Below are 17,129 nucleotides of genomic sequence, written 5' to 3'. Positions count from 1 at the left end.
GTGACAAATCACCGCCCCGTGGCAGGGCGGTCTTCCGGTCGGGTAGCGGACGACGATTCCGTCACAGTGACATTTTGTTGCCCGCGAGCCTTCCGCGGCTCGTGAGGCTTGGGTCGAGCAAGAGCGGCCGAACTGCTGCCGCACCCCGCAATCGACAGATGGCCGGCGGTCCCGGCCAGCCCGGGCATCGACCGGACGACAACCGCGTCGTGGCCCGCGTCGAGGCGTGATTTGGGGGAAACGCATGGTCAACTTGGGCGTGCGTACGCACGGCGCACATAACCGCAGGTCTGCTATTTACCGATAAGCGACATTATGTCAAGTTAAGTATGCCGTATTACCCCGTGGTACATCGGTTTTCGATACCGGCCGAACTGAGAGGGCCCGTTGTTGGATGACACGGTGATTGGGATTTGGCGAGGTCTATGGTCTCTTCAGGTCGTTGACTGCGAGTCCGACGCTCATAGATCGAGGACGATGCGCAGTGCCGCATCAACGCGGCGCATCTCATCGAAGCTTAGGAACCCGACGCTCGTGCCGAGTCGGCTCGGGTCGACTGCGGCGGCCTGTTCGGCAAGCACGCGGGTGTTCACGCCGCCGATTTCAACTTCGGGACGAAAGCTCGCGGCACGAGCCGACGCAGATGTTGGTGCAACCAGCCACGTCGACAGGGGCAGTTGATCTGACTGGACTACTACGGCGTAGCGGGAACCGGACTGTTCGTGACCGCGACTCCCCCGCGGGGCACGCAACTGAAAGACCTCACCACGCACGCAACGTCTCCATGTCGCGTAGTACCTGCATGGCCTCAGCGCGGTCGGACTCGTCTTCGGCAAGCCTTTCCGCCTCGGCACGGATCGCCGCGCCGGCCTTCCGTCGTGCGGCATCGATAAGAGCAGATCGAACGGCTACGGACACGGCGGTTCCGTCTTTTGTCAGGACCTCCAGCGCCTTCGATGTGTCTTCGTCGGGCCTGAAGGTGATCGTGTCAGCCACCGCAACAGTGTACGACGTTTTGTAAGACGACCGCTGGATCCGCATGAGCGTTCTTCATCCGGCAGCACCTATCCAGCGAATACCGGTGTGGCCGGTAGCAAACAGAATGTGCGCGTCTCGATCGTCTCGGCCATTGCTCTCAGTGGCGCCCGGTCCTGGTCATGCACGGCGACGACGATCAAATCGTTCCGTTTGCCAGTTCGGTTCCCCGAGCCGTCGACCTACTCCGGAATGGCGCGTTGAAGACTTATGCCGGCTACCCGCACGGCATGCTCACCACGCACGCGGATGTCCTCAACGAGGATCTGCTCGAGTTCATCGCGTCCTGATCTGCGGTCTCTGCCGATAAGAAAGGGACGCACCGGAAAAGCGTTTCGGCCCGCAGGCGAAACCAGGCTCAGGCGCTGCTAACCCATCGTCAAGATCGCGCACGCCGCAAGGCCGATCAGGGCCACGAGGGATATCAAAATTGCGGTAATCGCCGCGCGCACGATCTCTTCTTCGGTGGGTCGCCACCATGGCTTGAATTCAACGACAACGTCGTCCCTCCGGCCGCCGATTGCGTTGATGCTGGCAACCGCCGAGGTGAAATCGTCATACTCGTCAGCCGCGTATTTCTCGATTGGGTGGTACGCGCCGATAGCGGTAGTCATGTCACAGTCCCCCAAGGCTTGCGGACGCCTACAGGCGTAATGCGGGTCGAGCGCTCAGGTTGGGCATTCTCGTACGTCCGAAGATACGAGCGCGAAATCGCGATTGCGGTAACGATCCCTAACGGTCACAGCACAAAGTAGTGGTCTGGCCAACCGCGCCTCGGCTTGCCAGGAGGTCCATGAGCGGCGAGCGGCGTGGAACGTCAGCCACGGCGATAGGCCCATCGCCTCAAGCCGGCGAACGACTTTTTGGGGCCGCGGTCGTCAGTGGCGTTTGGCGCCCCTCGTCTAAATGCCCGCCTGCGCGTAGACGTTTTTGTGGATCGTTTCGCAGATGTCCTCGAGAGGCAGGTCGTTCGCGTCATGTCCGAAGGGGCTCTCGATCTCGACGCCGATTTCCTCGATGCCGAAGAAGGTGTAGGCGATGATGAGGACGTCGAGAATGGTCGTCCAGCCGAAGGTCTCGACCATGGCGAATGGCAGCGTGAAGCAATAGAGGACCAGCGACCGGCGCAGGTGAACGGCGTAGGCAAAGGGCATGGGCGTCTTGCTAATTCGTTCGCAGCTGCCGAGGTAGTCGACCAGGAGTTGAATGTTCTGGTCCATCGACGTGAGCATGATGTCTGAGATCAGGTCGCGCTCCCGCGCCTCCCGGAGGCAATCGGACATGTTGGCGGCGACAGCGAGAGCTGGATGCTGGGCGTCCATCGCCTCCTGTGCCTCGGCGGGCGGAAGCTCGGTGATGTGCGGCCAGCGGCCTTCGGTGCCGCGCAAGCTGTGCATGGTTGTCCAAGGAAAGGCGGCCGTCCACCGGGTGAGTCGGGCGACCAGCGCAGGATCCGCCTTCATGTAGACGCTGGCGCTCCGGACGAGGTTTCGTGTTTCGTTCACGATCCCTCCCCACAGTTTGCGTCCCTCCCAGAAACGGTCATAGCTGGAGCTGGTGCGGAACACCAGAAGGAGACCGAGGGCGAGGCCCATCAGTGTGTGCAGCTGGATCGGCATGCCGACCGGAGCGACATAGTTGTGAAAGGCGACAACCGCCGCCGACCACGCGACGCATAGGGAGACTCGACCGATGATCTCCCGGACCAGCGACCCGCGGATGTCAAAAAAGTGGTCGAGCCATTTGTGCGAATCGTATTGAATCATCATTCATTTCGCGTAGATGGGATGGACGGGCACCGCCGCCGGATACTCCCAAATTTCGATGTCTGACGCAACACCTCTGTTTCCAGGTGTTTCCAGGTGTTTCCAGGCGAAACTGCCGCACATGTGGCGGGAGGCGAGGTTAGCAGCGGTAGGCGTGACGAGAGAATTCGACCGACCTGGATATGCCCTATCGAATGGGGTGTGGCACAACGGGTTAACGCGCAAGGCCGAGGAATGCCATCATCGCTCGCTCGACCTCCACGACTTGCTCCGCTGTCAGCCGACCGACTCTGGACTGGACGTTCGACCTCTTGACTGTCGTGAGCTTGTCGATCATGACGTCACTGTCGTGATCAAGTCCGGATAACCGGCCGTCTCCGCCGCCTATGCGGATGCGCATCAATGGCGCATCCAGCAGCGTTCTGGACATGGGAGCAACCGTTACGGAATTCGTCGCAGCAAAGAGGTCGTCCTGAATAATCACCGCGGGACGGGGTTTGGTCGCGTAAACACCGCCGGCTACGGTCCAGATCTCCCCTCTGTTCACTCCTCGTCCCACGGCGTCGAGAGGGCCTCAATGAAGTCCTGGTCATCGGTGCTTTCGTCCGCTAATGCGATCAACGCGGCTTGACGATGAGCCTCGGCGGCGAAACCCTCAGTGCGAACGTCAGGCACCCAGACCTGCAGCGGCCGCAGGCCCCGCTCCCGCATCCGCCGTCGGTACTCTCCGACCCTCTGTCGCACTGTCATGCGAACATGTTACATGTAACGCCGATCGACAGACCGAATAATCCCCCATCGCTGCACTTTCACGCATCGATCAGCGCGGCCGAAGCCTTGGCGCGCGTCTAACGCAGGTAAACCAGGGCATTGTTGCCGCCCTGGCACACCGAGCCAGCGGCCGTACAGGTCATGGAGTAGGTCTGGCCGGTAACCGGACTCTGCACGTCGAACGGCTGTGAGCCTTTTCCGTAGGCGTGGTACGCCTCCGCAGTGCTGAGGGCAAATTCGCAGGAGGTCTCCGAGTTGCCGGCGTAGACCGACGCTCCCCGACTTGACTTGCCGCAGTAGGTGTCCGCGACTGCGGCCGGAGGGGCAGTCACCGTATTCGTCAGTGTGACGGCGAGCAATGCAGCCGATACGACGAGAATTCGCTTGACCATCAGATGAACCTCCTGCTCTACCGATAGACAAGTTGATCCGACGTGGCGCTGAAAGCGCAATACTCAACCGGTCGAGCCAGAAAAGACGACACGGCCACTGGCATGGCGCAAACTTGTGCAATGGACTCTGCGGCCCGCCGCCCACTGAACGGACTGTCGGACGTTCGCGCGTTCTTTCACAACAACACCGTTCCCCTGTACTTCATCTCCCCGACCCCGTTCAACCTGCTGGGTATTGACCGGTGGATACGGAACTTCTTCTACCTGACCTACTTCGACTCGTTCGAGGGCACGCATTCGCGCGTGTTCGTCCCCCGGCGACGCGACCGCCTCGACTTCGACTCCATGGGCGACGTGTGCAACCACCTCCTGTCCGATTCCGAGACCCTCGAATTCATCGCGGGCCGCGGGCCAGGCGGCAAAGTTTGCTTCGTGATGTTGGACAGCGAAACCCAGTCGCTGGCGCGGCAGGCTGGTCTGGAGGTGATGCACCCACCGGCGGAACTGCGTGAACGCCTGGGCTCGAAAATCGTCATGACGCGACTGGCCAACGAGGCCGGCGTACCGAGCGTGCCGCACGCGATCGGACGGGCCGGTTCCTACGACGAACTCCTCGCACTCGCCGAGAATGCCGGTCTCGGCGATGACCTCGTCATCTCCGTCGCCTACGGCAACGCCGGCAGCGGCACCTTCTTTGTGCACGGTGAGCGCGACTGGGACGAGCACGCTGCAGACCTCAGCGGACAGCAGGAAGTCAAAGTGATGAAGCGGATCCGCAACGTCGAGGTGTGCATCGAAGGCGTCGTCACCCGGCACGGCACCGTGATCGGACCTGCGATGACGAGTCTCGTTGGTTATTCGGAACTGACTCCGCACCGGGGTAGCTGGTGCGGCAATGACATCTGGCGTGAGGTGCTGCCGCCGGACCAGACGCGCGCCGCTCGGGGAATGGTGCGCAAGCTGGGTGACGTGCTGAGCCGCGAGGGTTACCGCGGCTACTTCGAGGTGGACCTCCTGCACGACCTGGACTCCGGCGAGCTCTACCTCGGCGAGGTCAACCCGCGGCTCAGCGGCGCCAGTCCGATGACGAACCTGACCACCGAGGCCTATGCCGACATGCCGCTGTTTCTCTTCCACCTCCTCGAGTACATGGACGTGGAGTACGAACTCGACATCGAAGAGATCAACACACGCTGGGAGCGCGGTTACGGCGAAGACGAAGTGTGGGGGCAGGCGATCATCACCGAGACGTCGCCGGAGGTGGAGCTGTTCACCGCGACGCCACGCACCGGTGTGTGGCGGATCGATGACGAAGGCCGCGTCTCGTTTGCCCGTTCCGCGAACGACTGGGCAACGCTGCTCGACGGGTCTGAGGCCTTCTACATGCGGGTCGCCGCGCCCGGTGACTTGCGCTCGGAAGGCGCCCAACTCGGGGTGCTGGTCACCCGCGGCCACCTGCAGACCGACGATTATCAGCTCACCGATCGGTGCCGGCGATGGGTGAAGGGCATGAAGGCGAAGTTCGCCTCTACTCCCCTGGTGCCCGCCTCGCCGATCGTCTCGCGCCTTGTCGCGCGAGCGTGAGATGACTCGCGTCCCGGCTGGCGTCTCGCTGGTCAACTGGTTTTCGGCACCGTACGCGGAGTGGTCTTTTCAGCACGTCGAAGACATGGTGCCGACCGCGACCATTTCTCGTGGGCCCGGGCCGGCCGCGGATTTGCCCGCAGCCACGGCTCCCCTGGCCGAGATCGCGGTGACCAACACCGGCGGGGTGACAACCACTGTTGGCACGGTGATGGCTACCACCGCGACGGACGGCTGGGCCGTCTGCCACCGCGGATCGCTGGTGGCCGAGGAGTACTGCACTGAGCTGGGACCCCAGACCCGCCACTTGCTGTTCTCGGTGAGCAAATCGCTGGTGGCCGCTGTCGTCGGCGCCTTGCACGCGGCGAAGCTGATCGATCCCGACGCGCCCGTCACGAATTACGTTCCCGCCCTGCGAAACTGCGGATACGACGGTGCGACGGTGCGCCACCTCCTCGATATGAGGTCAGGTATCGCGTTCTCCGAGAATTACCGGGACCCGGCCGCCGAGGTTCACCTCCTCGACCAGGCGATCGGGTGGGCGCCGAAGAGCAGTCCGGACTCCCCTTCCTCACTGAAGGAGTTCCTGCTGACCCTGCGGCAGGAGTCGGCGCATGGCGGACCGTTTCAATACCGGTCATGTGAAACCGACGTACTCGGCTGGATATGCGAGGTGGCCGGCGCTCAACGCATGCCCGAGCTGATGTCGGAGCTGCTGTGGAGTCGCATCGGCGCCCAGGCTGACGCCACCATCGGCGTCGATACGGAGGGCACCGGACTGTTCGACGGCGGGGTCAACGCGTGCCTTGCCGACATGATCCGGTTCGGGTCGCTGTTCCTGCGCGATGGCGTATCGCTGACAGACTTTCAGGTGGTGCCGCCGGCTTGGATCGCCGACACGTTGGAAGGTGGCCCGGATTCGCGTGAGGCATTCGCGGCCAGTCCGGACGACAACGAGATGCCGGGCGGGATGTACCGCAACCAGATGTGGTTCCCCTACCAGGGCAACAACGTCATGTTGTGCATGGGGATGTGCGGTCAGATGATCTACGTGAACCGAGCCGCGGACATGGTTGCCGCCAAACTGTCGGCCCAACCGGACTCGCACGAACCGCACACACTCGATACGCTGCGCGCCTTCGACGCCATCGCTCGCGAACTGGCGGGTTAGGCTGCGCCGAACACCACGGCGACGTTATTTCCGCCCAGCCCGAATGACTCGGTGACCGCATATCGGTAGTCGCCGCGCCGGGCCTCACCGGCGACGACGTCCAGATCGATCTCGGGGTCGAGCTCCTTCAGATTCAAGGTGGGCGGCACGATTCCGTCGCGCAGCGCCTGCACGGTCAGTACCGCCTCGACCGCGCCGGCCGCGCCCAATGAGTGGCCCAGCGCCGCCTTCGGGGCGTACACCGCGGGCGTATGCGAACCGAGCGCTCTCCGAATGGCCCGGGCTTCGGCCAGGTCTCCGCTCTTCGTTCCCGTCGCGTGGGCATTGATGTGGTCGATATCCACCGGCGTCAGCCCGGCCAGATCGACGGCGCGGGAGATGGCGTCACCGGCGCGCTGACCGGTCGGGTCGGGTTCGACGACGTCGTATCCATCCGAGGTTGCGGACGCGCCCATCAGGCGGGCCAGAATGGTCGCGCCACGTGCTTTGGCGTGCTCCTCGGTCTCGACCAGGAGCAACGCGCCGGCTTCCCCGAACACCATGCCGTCGCGGTGCGCATCGAACGGCCGGCAGGCGCCGGCGGGGTCGTCGTTGTTGGTGGAGAGCATGCCCAGCTGCCAGAACGTGGCGGTCGGGACGGCCTCGATGACGGTCTCCACGCCGCCGCAAATCGCAATGTCGGCCTCGCCGAGGACGAGCTGCCGCCACGCCTGCGCAATGGCCACGGCGCCCGACGCATCGGCCACCACTGGCGACACGACACCCGCCTTCGCCTCCCGGTCCAGTCCGACGGCAGCGGCAGGAGCGTTGGGCATGTATTTCTGCACCGACAGCGGCGTGACCGCGCGCATGCCCTTTACCTTCCACACCTCATACCAGGCCGGAATGTCCTCGGTGCTGCCCAGACCCAGGCCGATCGCCACCATCAACCGATTGGTGTCGACCTCGGGCGAGCCCGCCTGCTCCCACAGTCGCCGGCCCAGCACCGTCGCCATCTTCTGCATGAACGCGAATCGACGCGACTCGACGCGGTTGAGGTGTTCGTCGAAGTCCTCATGCAGCGGTCCGCCGATGCGCACCGGTGAGTCGAATTCGGTAACGAACGTCTTGTCGAGTTGGCGAATTCCGCTGCGCCCTTGCAACAGTTGCTGCCAGGTATCCTCAGCGTCCGGCGCAATCGCGGTTGTGGATGCGACCGCGGTGACTACGACGTCGGGGAAACCTTCGCCGGTTCTTAACGCTGCCATGCCCGTCGATTCCCTTTCTGATCTGACCTTGCGGGTCACCAGCCATCACATCCGACGCTACCGTGCTGCACAATTTCTCTACCACGTATGAAACGGACGGAGTTGTTTGTGCCGAGCGTGCCACAACCTTTCGTTGTCTATGAGTCAGGTGTGCTGCTGCACGGAACCAAGGCCGACTTGGCGGTAGGTGACCGGCTGGTGCCGGGGCGCCGTTCGAACTACGGCGGCGGCCGCACCGCCAACCACGTCTACGTGACGGCCACGTTGGATGCCGCGGTCTGGGGCGCCGAGTTAGCTCAGGGCGACGGGCGCTGCCGCATCTACATCGTGGAGCCGGAAGGTCCGTTGGAGGACGACCCGAACGTCACCGACAAGAAGCTCCCCGGAAACCCCACCTGCTCCTACCGCACCCGCGATCCGGTGCGGATCGTCGGTGAGCTGACCGACTGGTCGGGGCATTCGCCCGAACAGCTGCAAGCGATGCGTGACGGGTTGGCTGACCTCGAGCGTCGGGGTCTGGCTGTCATCTACGACTGATCCGGACGGACCGGATCTCGTCGGGCGAGCGGCGCACCGGATCTCGTCGGGCGAACGGCGCACTGAGCTCCCGTCGGGCGAGCGGCGCACCGAGGCGGGTGGCGCCAGGCCAATCCCGCTTCTGTAGCGTCACGCCCGTGAAGCCCTCCTGGATGCAATCCTTCGCCGCGATCACGGCCTGCGTCGCGGCCACCGTTCTGATACCGGCCGGCACGGCGAACGCGGCCGGCACCTGCCCCACCGCGGCCCCGCAGAACAGCGCCACCCCCGACTGGACGCTGAACGGCACCACCGGCAGCGTCGCGGTCACCGGACCCACCGACGCGACGGCACCGCGAGTGGCCGTGACGGGTCCGTTCAGCGTGAACCAGACCCAGGTGCAGACGCTGCACGCCGGAGACGGACCGGTGGTACCGGCCATGGCGAGGGTGTCGGTCTGCTACATGGGCGTCAACGGACGTGACGGGACGGTATTCGACAACAGCTTCGAACGGGGCGCGCCGGTCTCCTTCTCCCTGACCGGTGTCATAACGGGCTTCCAGAAGGCGATCGCGGGACAGAAGGTCGGGTCGACTGTCGCCGTCGCGATGACGCCGGCCGACGGTTACCCGGAGGGTCAGCCCAGCGCCGGAATCCGGCCGGGCGACTCGCTCGTCTTCGCGATCAAGATCCTCAGCGCCTCGAGCTGAGGCCCCTCGCCCACGTCATTCGCGGTTATTCGCGGTCATCGGCGGTCATCGGCGGTCATTGGCGGTTATTCGCGGTCATTCGCGCACGAAATCGACGATTACCGCGGCCATGTCGTCGATCGCGTGGCGGGCGATGACTTCGAAACCGTGCGTGCTCAGCGTCGGTAGGCACAGGAGTCCCGCTCGCGGCGTGAGACCGGCGGTCTTGGAGTGCGAGGCGTCGGATTCGAACGCGCCCAGTACGGCCGCCTGCGGGTCGAGCCCTCGCTCGCGCGCGACCTTCATCAGCCGATCGGCAACGGCTTTGTCGTAGACACACTGCGCGTCGCTGTAGCCGACGATCGGACCGCCGCTGACCGTCGTGGCGTACTCCTCCTCCGTGGGGCCGACTTCCAAAGCGAGCGTGAGGGTGCCGGGGAGGGTGGCGCTGGCGTAGGAACCGCCGATCCCACCCACCTCTTCGTTGGTGGTGAAAACCAGATACAGATCCTCGGCCGGTCGTTGGTCGCTCTCGCGGAGCAGTCGCGCGACGTTGAGCAGAGCAGTGACCGCCGCGCGGTCGTCAAGGAAGTAAGAGCCGACGTAGTCGCCGAACTCGACCAGCGTCCTCTTGCTGCGGTGCACGCAGACCCGGGTGCCGGGATGGACTCCGGCGGCAACGAGTTCGTCGTGGGTGTGGCCGGTGAAGACATAGACGTGCTGCCAATCCAGCGCCCGATCGCCCTGATCGGGTTTGGTCTCCCAGATGCGCTGGCTCTCTTTGGTGGTGTGCTCCGATCCGAGGGTCAGCACCGCGGTGAGGACGTCATGGTCGCCGAGCACCACCACCGGGCCCAACCCGAAATTGCCGGGATACATCACGCCCAGTTGGGTCAAATGCAGCGTGCCGTCGGATTCCACCCGCTTGACGAGCATGGACAACTCGTCCATATGCGCCATGACCCGTGTCCCCGAGCCCTCGCGGGCAGAGTTGCTACCACGGATATGGCCGACCAGGTTCCCGGCGTCATCTGTCCACATGTCGTCGACGAAGGGGCGCAGTTCGCGCGCGCAGACGGCGCGCACCTCGTCTTCCTGACCGCACGGCCCGTAGGTCCACAGCAGTTCCTGCAGCAGCTTGTCGGTCGCGTCGTCGTCGCGTTGTCCCATTTGGTCACCTCAGAACGCGTAGCGGACCCGGCAGGTGGGCAGCTTCACCGCGAGCAGGTCCGTGAGATCCTGCACCCACCGGCCCTTCCACGGACTCTTGTACCGTACGTTCCACTGGCCACTCTGGCTGCGCTTGAGTTGCTGCAGATCGGGTCGCCACAGCAATTCTTCCGCCTTGGGGTGCCATCCGAGATTGACCTCGTGCAAACCCTCGTTGTGGGTCAGGAAGATGATCTCGGCCGCGAGTTGTTGCTTGGTGCGTTCGTTGGTGCCGTCGGCGATCTGATCGAGCAACTCAGCCCAGTCTTCTTGCCAGCCTTCGTAAACGACGACCGGGCTGAGATTCAGATGCACCTCGAAGCCGGCCTCGACGAAATCATCCAATGCCGCGATCCGGTCGGCCACCTTGGAGGTGCGGATGTCGACCAGGCGGGACGTCTCTTTGGGCATCAGGCTGAACCGCACCCGGGTGCCGCCGCGCGGGTCGTAGCCGAGCAGATCCCGGTTGACGAATTTGGTGGCAAAACTGGCTTTGGCGTTGGGGATTCGCGCGAAGAGGTCGACGAGATCGCGAACGTTGTCCGACACCATGGCGTCGACCGAGCAGTCGCTGTTCTCGCCGATGTCGTAGACCCAGTCGACTGGATCGCACTGGTTGGGCTCCGGCTTGACACCCTGGCGGGCCGCGTGTCGCTCGAGGTAGCCGGTGATCGTGTCGATGTTGGCGAACACCGTGATCGGGTTGGCGTATCCCTTGCGGCGCGGGACGTAGCAGTATGAGCACGCCATCGCGCAGCCATTGGCCGTCGACGGTGCGATCCAGTCGCTGGACCGCTCGTTACGGCGCGCGGACAGACTCTTCTTCTCCCCCAGCACCAGCGTTTCCCGCTTGATCCGCACCCAGTCCTCGACGTTGCCCTCGTTGCCGTACAGGCACGATATGGCTTGATGCGAGGCGACTTGAACGCGCTCGGCGTCGGGGAATCGGCCCAGGACTTCACGCGCCCGCTCGAAACGTTCGATGCCGGGTTCGTGGTAGATGCGTTTGACCTCGAGCAGGCGGTCGGCCAGATCAACCGGTCGCGCGCCGCGCATTTCGTGATCCGGAAGCGTCGCAGTCATTGCCACGTCCAACGGATGCGCGCCCGTTGGGGTTCCCGGCGATCGGCTACCTTCGAGGGCATGACTGGAGTTTCCGGAAACGATCGTATTGATGACGTCGCTCCCGGCGACGTCATCGCCATGGACCGCGGAAACGGTGCCGGGGCCTACAAAGTGGTGTTCAAGGACTCCACCGACAACGGGTTCGTCATCACGTTCGAGGGCGACGAGGGCGAGACGTTCCAAGTCGAACTCGCTGCCGGCACGACGGTAACGAGGTCGTTGGCTGCCAAGTGGGAATCCGCGCAAAGCCCGACAGCGAACTCCCGGCGACACTAGAAGCGCCATTTTCGGCCGTCTTGAAATGAGTTCGAGGAAATAGCGCCGTTTCGCGTTAGGCTCTGCGACGTCGGTCACATTGTCCGATCGCGAGCCCAACGGGAGCCCAAATGAAACACGACGACGTGGACTCTGAACAAGAAAAAGCCCGTCGAGACGCCCGTCGGCTACGCGAGTTCTCCGCTTTCGAGAAGTTCTCCGACAGCGACCTCGAACGCCTGGTGCGCTCGGCGCATCACACTTCGCAGTCGGTGCCCTGGCCGTTGATCCGGGAGCAAACCCCGTCGGACGCGTGTTTCATCCTGCTCAGCGGGGAGGCCGGGGTGTACGTCGGTGACGACCGCGTCGCCGTGGTGGGCGCGGGCGAAGTCATCGGCGAATCCGCGCTGCGCCGCGGGAAACTGCGGTCTGCCACCGTGACCACGATCGGACCGGCCGAAATGCTGCGCATCGAGCGCGACGACTTGGCCCGGCTGCTGGACGAGATTCCGGCGCTACGGGAAACCATGGACGCGACGGCGGCTCGGCACGTGTCGGAAGCCCCTGCGCCCAAACCCAAGCCGACGCGCTCCAGGGTGAATGCCTCGATCCCGACGGAGATCGTCGAGCAGTTCGAGCGGGCTGCCGAGAGTGCCGGCATGGATGCTGCCGCCGCGCTCGAGGATGCCCTGTCCAAGTGGATCGAGCAGCACAGCACCGCCCAATCGACCAGTTAACCGCCGCTAGGAGCCCATCTCGGCGATGGCGTCGGCGAGTGCCAGGATTCGCTGGGCGTCCCGCACGTGCAGACTTTCGACCATCCGGCCGTCGACCGTGATAACGCTGTTGCCGGCAGCCTGCGCTTCCTCGTATGCCGACACCACCTTGCGGGCGTGCGTCAACTCGTCCTCCGACGGACCGAACACGTCGTTGGCCGGACCGACTTGGGACGGATGGATGAGGGTCTTGCCGTCGAACCCCATCTCCCGGCCTTGGCGTGCCTCGGCCCGGAAGCCATCTTCATCGGTGATGTCGTTGAAGACGCCGTCCAGGATGACCTTGCCGGCCGCTCGGGCGCCCAGTACCGCCAGGGCCAACGCGGGCACCACGGGGGCGCGGCCAGGCAGGTGCACGGCATGCAGTTCGTTGATCAGGTCGTTGGTGCCGATGACCAGCACCGCCAATCGTTCGCTCGCGGAAACGATTTCCTCAATCCGGAGAAAAGCCCGCGGCGTTTCGATCATCGCCCACAGTTGCATCGACTCCGGCGCGTCGAGTTTGTCCAGGGCTGCGGTGAGCGTTTCGACCTGTTCACCGGTCTCGACCTTCGGCACCAGCACCCCGTGGGCGGCCGAACCCGCCGCGGCGGCGAGATCGCCGTCGTGCCAGTCGGTGCCCAAGCCGTTGATCCGCACCACGACCTCCCGCGGTCCGTAACTCCCTGACGAAACCGCCTCGCACACCTGCGCTCGGGACGTTGCTTTCGCGTCCGGTCCCACGGCGTCCTCGAGGTCGAAGAGCAGCACGTCCGCCGGCAGCGTCTTGGCCTTCTCCAGTGCCCTGGGCTTGTTGCCGGGCAGATAGAGCGCGGATCGGCGAGGACGCAATGTGGGTGCCATGCAGTCGGTCACTTTCTGTCGTGGGGTGCCGGTGGTTGGGTTACCGCCGGAAGTGGGCACCCCACAACTATGAGCAATGTTCCGGCTATCACCCTCAACGACGGGAACACCATCCCGCAGCTGGGGTTCGGTGTCTTCCAGATTGAACCCGATGAAACCCCCGCCGCGGTACGTTCCGCGCTCGAAGTGGGTTATCGCCACATCGACACCGCGCAAATGTATGGCAACGAAAAGCAAGTGGGCCAAGGCATCCGGGACGCCGGCGTCGACCGCGCCGACGTCTTCATCACCAGCAAACTCAACAACGGCTTCCACCGGCCCGACGATGCGCGCCGGGCGTTCGACGACACGCTGTCTGCGCTGGGCTCGGACTACGTCGACCTGTTTCTCATCCACTGGCCGCTGCCGATGCTCTATGACGGCGACTTCGTCTCGACGTGGAACACGCTCGAGGAATTCGCTCGGGACGGGCGGGCCCGCAGCATCGGGGTGTCCAACTTCCAACCCGACCATCTGGATCGGCTCGCCGAAGGTTCGCAGACGGTGCCCGCGGTGAACCAGATCGAAGTGCACCCTTACCTGACCAACGAGCGGGTGCGGGCCTACGGCATCGAGCACGGCATCGCGACCGAGGCGTGGTCGCCGATCGCTCAGGGCAAGGTCCTCGATGACGAAGTGATCGCCGGCATCGCCGAGCCGCTGGGCAGAACTCCCGCACAAGTGGTGCTGCGCTGGCACATTCAGCGCGGCGACATCGTCTTTCCGAAGTCGGTGTCCCCCGACAGGATGAAATCGAACTACGACATCTTCGACTTCAGCTTGACCGGCGACGACATGGCGGCCATCACCGGCCTGGACCGCGGCGAGGACGGACGCACCGGCGCCCACCCCGACACCTTCGATTACGTGCCGGACTGAACCGGCACCCGGTCAGTGATGCGGGCCCTCCGACGGCGGCCACGTCGTACCGGGTGACGCATCGCCGGGCTCTGCATGTTCGCCGCGGGCCAACGGGACCCACTGTTCGGTGGGCGCCGGTTGTTTCGACGACGGGAAGTCGCGCAGTTTGCCCGACGGCTTGGCGTCCCATTTGGCGAAGGTGAGCGGCGTCTGCAGCCAGCAGTGCAGCAGGTTGTACGTCGCCTCCAGCGACGACATATGAGTGCGCTCCCAGCCGTGGCTGCCGTCGAGCCCGAAGCCGACGAGCGCCGCGCGGGTGCCTGCGCCCGCCTCGATGGCCGCCGCCGCATCGGACCGGTAGTAGCGGAATACGTCCCGCGCATACGGGATTTTGTGCTCCTCGGCGAGACGGCAGAGCTTCCTGGTGAGGTGGTAGTCGAACGGGCCGTGCATATCGGCCATCGGGATCGTCACGCCGTCCTCGAGGGAGTGCTGGCCGGGCGCGCACACGGCGTTGTCCACCGAGATCAGCTCGGCGACACCGGCGGGCAGACCGTCACTGGCGCCGTGACCGACCTCTTCGGTGATGGTCACCATGATCGTGGTGCGGTGTGGCAACACCACCTTGTTCTCCGAGAAGTTCTTGGCCAACGTCAGGGCAACCGCCACGCCGGCCTTGCCGTCCAGGTGGCGGGAGACGATGAAACCGTCGGCGGCGAGTTCGGGGCTTGCGATCAGCGCAACGAAATCGCCGACGTTCAGGCCCAGCTCGGCGAGGTCCTCGCGCGAAGACACCCTGCGGTCGACGCGGACTTCGACGTGCTCCCAGTCGGTGGGTTGCGTGTCGATCTCGTCACCGAAAGCGTGGCCGCTGGCCTTGAGCGGCATCACGGTTCCGGTGATGAATTCCTCGGGGTCGTCGAGGAAGATCCGGACTCGCGCGCCCGCCGCGAACCGTGCCGAGAAAGTGCCTACCGGAACCAGTTCGAGACGGCCGTTGTCCTTGAGCCGGCGGACCATGCAGCCGATCGTGTCGGCATGGACGACCAGCGCCCGGTCGGTCGTCTTCGACTCCCCCGCCAGCTCAGCCATCAGCGCCCCGCGCCGGGTCAGTGAGAACGGGACGCCGAAATCATCGAACGTGTCGCCGATCAACTGCATCACCGCGTCGGTACGCCCAGAAGGACTGGGCGTCTGCAACAGCGACAGCAGCGTGTCGATCATCCACGCACGATCAGCCTCGGCCATGGCCGCGGTTTCGGGCACCGCATCTCCCTCCGGATAGTTCGGAACGCTGTTCAACCTAGCGGGTGATGAGCACCGACTCGACCGGGTGGCGCTCGTCGCTAACCTTTTCGTTCGCGCCATTCCCGCTCGAACGGCAGCCGCCAAGCGTTGGGCGCGATGAGTTGGTGGATGGCGTTCGGGCCCCAAGTCCCGGTCTGGTACATCTTGGCCGGCGGCGGATCGTTGAGGAGTTGTTCCGAACGCTCCCAAAGGGATTCGATGCCTTCGGCGGTGTTGAACAGGGTGTGATCCCCGCGCATCGCGTCAAGAATGAGCCGTTCGTACGCCTCGAGCACGTCCTCGGCCGAGTCGATCTCCTGGGTGGAGAACTGCATGGACAACTTGTCCAGCTTCATACCGGGACCCGGCCGCTTGCCGTAGAAGGACAGCGACACTTTCGAGTTGTCGGCGAGGTCGAACGTCAAATGGTCGGGTCCTTGCGTCCCCACTCCGGAGCCGGGCGGGAACATGGTGCGGGGAGCTTCTTTGAACGCGATCGAAATGATGCGGATGCCTTCCGCCATCTTTTTTCCGGTCCGCAGATAGATCGGTACACCGGCCCAACGCCAGTTGTCGATCCCGACCTTGAGTGCGATGAAGGTTTCGGTGTCGGAATCCCTGGCCACGCCGTCTTCCTCGCGGTACCCGGCATATTGACCGCGCACCACATGGGAGGTCTCGACCGGCAGCATAGACCGGAACACCTTGTTCTTCTCCTCGCTGATGGCGCGGGGTTCCAGCGCTGTCGGCGGTTCCATCACCACGAACGCCATCACCTGGAAGAGGTGGGTGACCACCATGTCCTTATAGGCACCGGTTTCCTCGTAGAAGTTCGCGCGCTCGTCCAGTCCGAGGGCCTCGGGAATGTCGATCTGGATGTGGTCGATGAAATTGCGGTTCCAGATCGGCTCGAAGAGCCCGTTGGCGAAACGGAACGCCAAAATGTTCTGCGCTGCCTCCTTCCCCAAGAAATGGTCGATGCGGAAGATCTGGGATTCCGCGAAGGTCTCGTGCAGGAAATTGTTGAGCGACACCGCGCTGTCCAGATCGGTGCCGAACGGCTTCTCCATCACCACCCGGGAGCGGTCGACGAGTTCGGCGTCGCGCAACATGGTGATCACCGCGCGCGCGGCTTTGGGCGGGACGGACAGGTAGTGCAGTCGCCGCACCCCCTCGCCCAGATTCTGCTCCGCCTTGGCGACGGCTTGGGCCAACGCTTCAGGACCGGCACCCTGAGAGACGTAGGTGATGGTCTTGGCGAAATTGGCCCACTCTTCGTCGTTGAGTTTGTGGGTACCGAAAGCGTCGATCGCCTTCTTCGCCAGCTCGCGGAATTCGTCGTCGCTGAGATCCTCCAGCGATGTCGCGACAATTTCGATGTTCGGTGCCAGCTCGGATTGGTCCAGATACGCCAGGCCGGGAAGGAGCTTGCGTTTGGCAAGATCGCCCGTCGCGCCGAACAGCACGATGACGTGCGGGTCGAGATGTTCGGCGTCGTGGCGGCGCGGACGTGGGTCGGGCGCCGGATAGGAGATTGTCTGCGGTTTTTTGGAGGGCACTCTG

The 17,129-nt window shown here is 64.1% G+C and carries 20 protein-coding genes and 1 pseudogene; 8 read left to right on the top strand and 13 right to left on the bottom strand.

Going from position 1 to position 17,129, the window contains the following annotated elements; genetic code table 11:
• Positions 1-461: 461 nt before the first annotated feature.
• Both A5636_RS11760 and A5636_RS11755 read right to left on the bottom strand, forming a co-directional pair.
• Positions 462-773, bottom strand: coding sequence for a type II toxin-antitoxin system PemK/MazF family toxin (locus tag A5636_RS11760; RefSeq protein WP_065158804.1), 312 nt, complete (start codon positions 771-773; stop codon positions 462-464).
• The gene (locus tag A5636_RS11755) at positions 763-996 is read right to left on the bottom strand and encodes a hypothetical protein (protein ID WP_019971094.1); all 234 of its coding nucleotides are present in this window, start codon (positions 994-996) and stop codon (positions 763-765) included. The genes A5636_RS11760 and A5636_RS11755 overlap by 11 nt, the downstream gene beginning before the upstream one ends.
• A gap of 149 nt (positions 997-1,145) precedes the next feature.
• On the opposite strand from A5636_RS11755, the pseudogene A5636_RS25465 reads away from it, so the two are divergent.
• A pseudogene (locus A5636_RS25465) lies at positions 1,146-1,325 on the top strand (alpha/beta fold hydrolase); the annotation flags it as partial.
• Positions 1,326-1,403: 78 nt separating this feature from the next.
• Here A5636_RS25465 and A5636_RS11750 read toward each other — a convergent pair.
• The 5 genes from A5636_RS11750 to A5636_RS11730 all read right to left on the bottom strand — a co-directional run bounded on the left by A5636_RS11750 (position 1,404) and on the right by A5636_RS11730 (position 3,964).
• A complete protein-coding gene (locus A5636_RS11750) occupies positions 1,404-1,649 on the bottom strand; it encodes a hypothetical protein (protein WP_065158803.1) in 246 nt (81 codons plus the stop codon).
• Positions 1,650-1,937: 288 nt separating this feature from the next.
• Positions 1,938-2,804: a bestrophin family protein gene (locus A5636_RS11745; RefSeq protein WP_253900565.1), complete on the bottom strand. Its 867-nt coding sequence runs from the start codon at positions 2,802-2,804 to the stop codon at positions 1,938-1,940.
• A 211-nt stretch (positions 2,805-3,015) separates the two neighbouring features.
• Positions 3,016-3,348 (bottom strand): type II toxin-antitoxin system PemK/MazF family toxin, encoded by a 333-nt coding sequence (locus A5636_RS11740; RefSeq protein ID WP_065158802.1) that lies wholly within the window; start codon positions 3,346-3,348, stop codon positions 3,016-3,018.
• Positions 3,345-3,551, bottom strand: coding sequence for an antitoxin MazE family protein (locus A5636_RS11735; RefSeq protein ID WP_065158801.1), 207 nt, complete (start codon positions 3,549-3,551; stop codon positions 3,345-3,347). The genes A5636_RS11740 and A5636_RS11735 overlap by 4 nt, the downstream gene beginning before the upstream one ends.
• 98 nt (positions 3,552-3,649) lie before the next feature.
• Positions 3,650-3,964: a hypothetical protein gene (locus A5636_RS11730; RefSeq protein WP_065158800.1), complete on the bottom strand. Its 315-nt coding sequence runs from the start codon at positions 3,962-3,964 to the stop codon at positions 3,650-3,652.
• A gap of 102 nt (positions 3,965-4,066) precedes the next feature.
• On the opposite strand from A5636_RS11730, the gene A5636_RS11725 reads away from it, so the two are divergent.
• Entirely contained in the window at positions 4,067-5,548 is a 1,482-nt protein-coding gene (locus tag A5636_RS11725) for a biotin carboxylase (protein WP_155763770.1), read from the top strand.
• A 1-nt stretch (position 5,549) separates the two neighbouring features.
• Positions 5,550-6,719 (top strand): serine hydrolase domain-containing protein, encoded by a 1,170-nt coding sequence (locus A5636_RS11720; RefSeq protein ID WP_065158798.1) that lies wholly within the window; start codon positions 5,550-5,552, stop codon positions 6,717-6,719.
• On the opposite strand, the gene A5636_RS11715 is transcribed toward A5636_RS11720, so the two are convergent.
• On the bottom strand, positions 6,716-7,966 hold the full coding sequence (locus A5636_RS11715; RefSeq protein ID WP_065158797.1) for a KasA/KasB family beta-ketoacyl-ACP synthase: 1,251 nt from the start codon (positions 7,964-7,966) through the stop codon (positions 6,716-6,718). The genes A5636_RS11720 and A5636_RS11715 overlap by 4 nt on opposite strands.
• Before the next feature lie 87 nt (positions 7,967-8,053).
• Between A5636_RS11715 and arr the strand changes: the two genes are divergently transcribed.
• Together arr and A5636_RS11705 are read left to right on the top strand one after the other, a co-directional pair.
• Positions 8,054-8,503 (top strand): NAD(+)--rifampin ADP-ribosyltransferase, encoded by a 450-nt coding sequence (arr, locus tag A5636_RS11710; protein ID WP_437339823.1) that lies wholly within the window; start codon positions 8,054-8,056, stop codon positions 8,501-8,503.
• 152 nt (positions 8,504-8,655) lie between these two features.
• Positions 8,656-9,192, top strand: a complete 537-nt coding sequence (locus tag A5636_RS11705; protein WP_065158796.1) for an FKBP-type peptidyl-prolyl cis-trans isomerase — start codon at positions 8,656-8,658, stop codon at positions 9,190-9,192.
• A gap of 75 nt (positions 9,193-9,267) precedes the next feature.
• Here the strand turns inward: A5636_RS11705 and A5636_RS11700 are convergent, their stop codons facing one another.
• Together A5636_RS11700 and A5636_RS11695 are read right to left on the bottom strand one after the other, a co-directional pair.
• Positions 9,268-10,341: a M42 family metallopeptidase gene (locus A5636_RS11700; protein ID WP_065158795.1), complete on the bottom strand. Its 1,074-nt coding sequence runs from the start codon at positions 10,339-10,341 to the stop codon at positions 9,268-9,270.
• 9 nt (positions 10,342-10,350) lie between these two features.
• On the bottom strand, positions 10,351-11,463 hold the full coding sequence (locus A5636_RS11695; RefSeq protein WP_081287736.1) for a spore photoproduct lyase family protein: 1,113 nt from the start codon (positions 11,461-11,463) through the stop codon (positions 10,351-10,353).
• A gap of 60 nt (positions 11,464-11,523) precedes the next feature.
• Here A5636_RS11695 and A5636_RS11690 point away from each other — a divergent pair, with 60 nt between their 5' ends.
• Both A5636_RS11690 and A5636_RS11685 read left to right on the top strand, forming a co-directional pair.
• Entirely contained in the window at positions 11,524-11,781 is a 258-nt protein-coding gene (locus tag A5636_RS11690; RefSeq protein ID WP_065158794.1) for a hypothetical protein, read from the top strand.
• Between the two features lie 110 nt (positions 11,782-11,891).
• Positions 11,892-12,497, top strand: coding sequence for a cyclic nucleotide-binding domain-containing protein (locus A5636_RS11685; protein ID WP_155763769.1), 606 nt, complete (start codon positions 11,892-11,894; stop codon positions 12,495-12,497).
• 6 nt (positions 12,498-12,503) lie between these two features.
• On the opposite strand, the gene A5636_RS11680 is transcribed toward A5636_RS11685, so the two are convergent.
• Positions 12,504-13,379 (bottom strand): HpcH/HpaI aldolase/citrate lyase family protein, encoded by an 876-nt coding sequence (locus tag A5636_RS11680; RefSeq protein WP_065158793.1) that lies wholly within the window; start codon positions 13,377-13,379, stop codon positions 12,504-12,506.
• 69 nt (positions 13,380-13,448) lie between these two features.
• On the opposite strand from A5636_RS11680, the gene A5636_RS11675 reads away from it, so the two are divergent.
• Positions 13,449-14,297, top strand: a complete 849-nt coding sequence (locus A5636_RS11675; RefSeq protein WP_065158792.1) for an aldo/keto reductase — start codon at positions 13,449-13,451, stop codon at positions 14,295-14,297.
• A 12-nt stretch (positions 14,298-14,309) separates the two neighbouring features.
• Here the strand turns inward: A5636_RS11675 and A5636_RS11670 are convergent, their stop codons facing one another.
• Positions 14,310-15,545 (bottom strand): osmoprotectant NAGGN system M42 family peptidase, encoded by a 1,236-nt coding sequence (locus tag A5636_RS11670; protein WP_065158791.1) that lies wholly within the window; start codon positions 15,543-15,545, stop codon positions 14,310-14,312.
• Positions 15,546-15,625: 80 nt separating this feature from the next.
• Positions 15,626-17,125 (bottom strand): glucose-6-phosphate dehydrogenase, encoded by a 1,500-nt coding sequence (zwf, locus tag A5636_RS11665; RefSeq protein WP_065158790.1) that lies wholly within the window; start codon positions 17,123-17,125, stop codon positions 15,626-15,628.
• Between the last annotated feature and the right edge of the window lie 4 nt (positions 17,126-17,129).

It is taken from the genome of Mycobacterium asiaticum, assembly GCF_001673315.1.
In the GTDB taxonomy this organism is placed as follows: Bacteria; Actinomycetota; Actinomycetes; order Mycobacteriales; family Mycobacteriaceae; genus Mycobacterium; species Mycobacterium asiaticum_B.
This window is presented reverse-complemented; position numbering and strand designations above follow the sequence as displayed.

What these genes read in the sequence shown, in the direction of transcription:
- A5636_RS11750 (WP_065158803.1), bottom strand. Translation starts at nt 1,649, where the DNA reads ATGACTACCGCTATCGGCGCGTACCACCCAATCGAGAAATACGCGGCT.
- A5636_RS11745 (WP_253900565.1), bottom strand. Translation starts at nt 2,804, where the DNA reads ATGATGATTCAATACGATTCGCACAAATGGCTCGACCACTTTTTTGAC.
- A5636_RS11735 (WP_065158801.1), bottom strand. Translation starts at nt 3,551, where the DNA reads ATGACAGTGCGACAGAGGGTCGGAGAGTACCGACGGCGGATGCGGGAG.
- A5636_RS11730 (WP_065158800.1), bottom strand. Translation starts at nt 3,964, where the DNA reads ATGGTCAAGCGAATTCTCGTCGTATCGGCTGCATTGCTCGCCGTCACA.
- A5636_RS11725 (WP_155763770.1), top strand. Translation starts at nt 4,067, where the DNA reads ATGGCGCAAACTTGTGCAATGGACTCTGCGGCCCGCCGCCCACTGAAC.
- A5636_RS11720 (WP_065158798.1), top strand. Translation starts at nt 5,550, where the DNA reads ATGACTCGCGTCCCGGCTGGCGTCTCGCTGGTCAACTGGTTTTCGGCA.
- A5636_RS11715 (WP_065158797.1), bottom strand. Translation starts at nt 7,966, where the DNA reads ATGGCAGCGTTAAGAACCGGCGAAGGTTTCCCCGACGTCGTAGTCACC.
- arr (WP_437339823.1), top strand. Translation starts at nt 8,054, where the DNA reads ATGAAACGGACGGAGTTGTTTGTGCCGAGCGTGCCACAACCTTTCGTT.
- A5636_RS11705 (WP_065158796.1), top strand. Translation starts at nt 8,656, where the DNA reads ATGCAATCCTTCGCCGCGATCACGGCCTGCGTCGCGGCCACCGTTCTG.
- A5636_RS11700 (WP_065158795.1), bottom strand. Translation starts at nt 10,341, where the DNA reads ATGGGACAACGCGACGACGACGCGACCGACAAGCTGCTGCAGGAACTG.
- A5636_RS11695 (WP_081287736.1), bottom strand. Translation starts at nt 11,463, where the DNA reads ATGACTGCGACGCTTCCGGATCACGAAATGCGCGGCGCGCGACCGGTT.
- A5636_RS11690 (WP_065158794.1), top strand. Translation starts at nt 11,524, where the DNA reads ATGACTGGAGTTTCCGGAAACGATCGTATTGATGACGTCGCTCCCGGC.
- A5636_RS11685 (WP_155763769.1), top strand. Translation starts at nt 11,892, where the DNA reads ATGAAACACGACGACGTGGACTCTGAACAAGAAAAAGCCCGTCGAGAC.
- A5636_RS11680 (WP_065158793.1), bottom strand. Translation starts at nt 13,379, where the DNA reads ATGGCACCCACATTGCGTCCTCGCCGATCCGCGCTCTATCTGCCCGGC.
- A5636_RS11675 (WP_065158792.1), top strand. Translation starts at nt 13,449, where the DNA reads ATGAGCAATGTTCCGGCTATCACCCTCAACGACGGGAACACCATCCCG.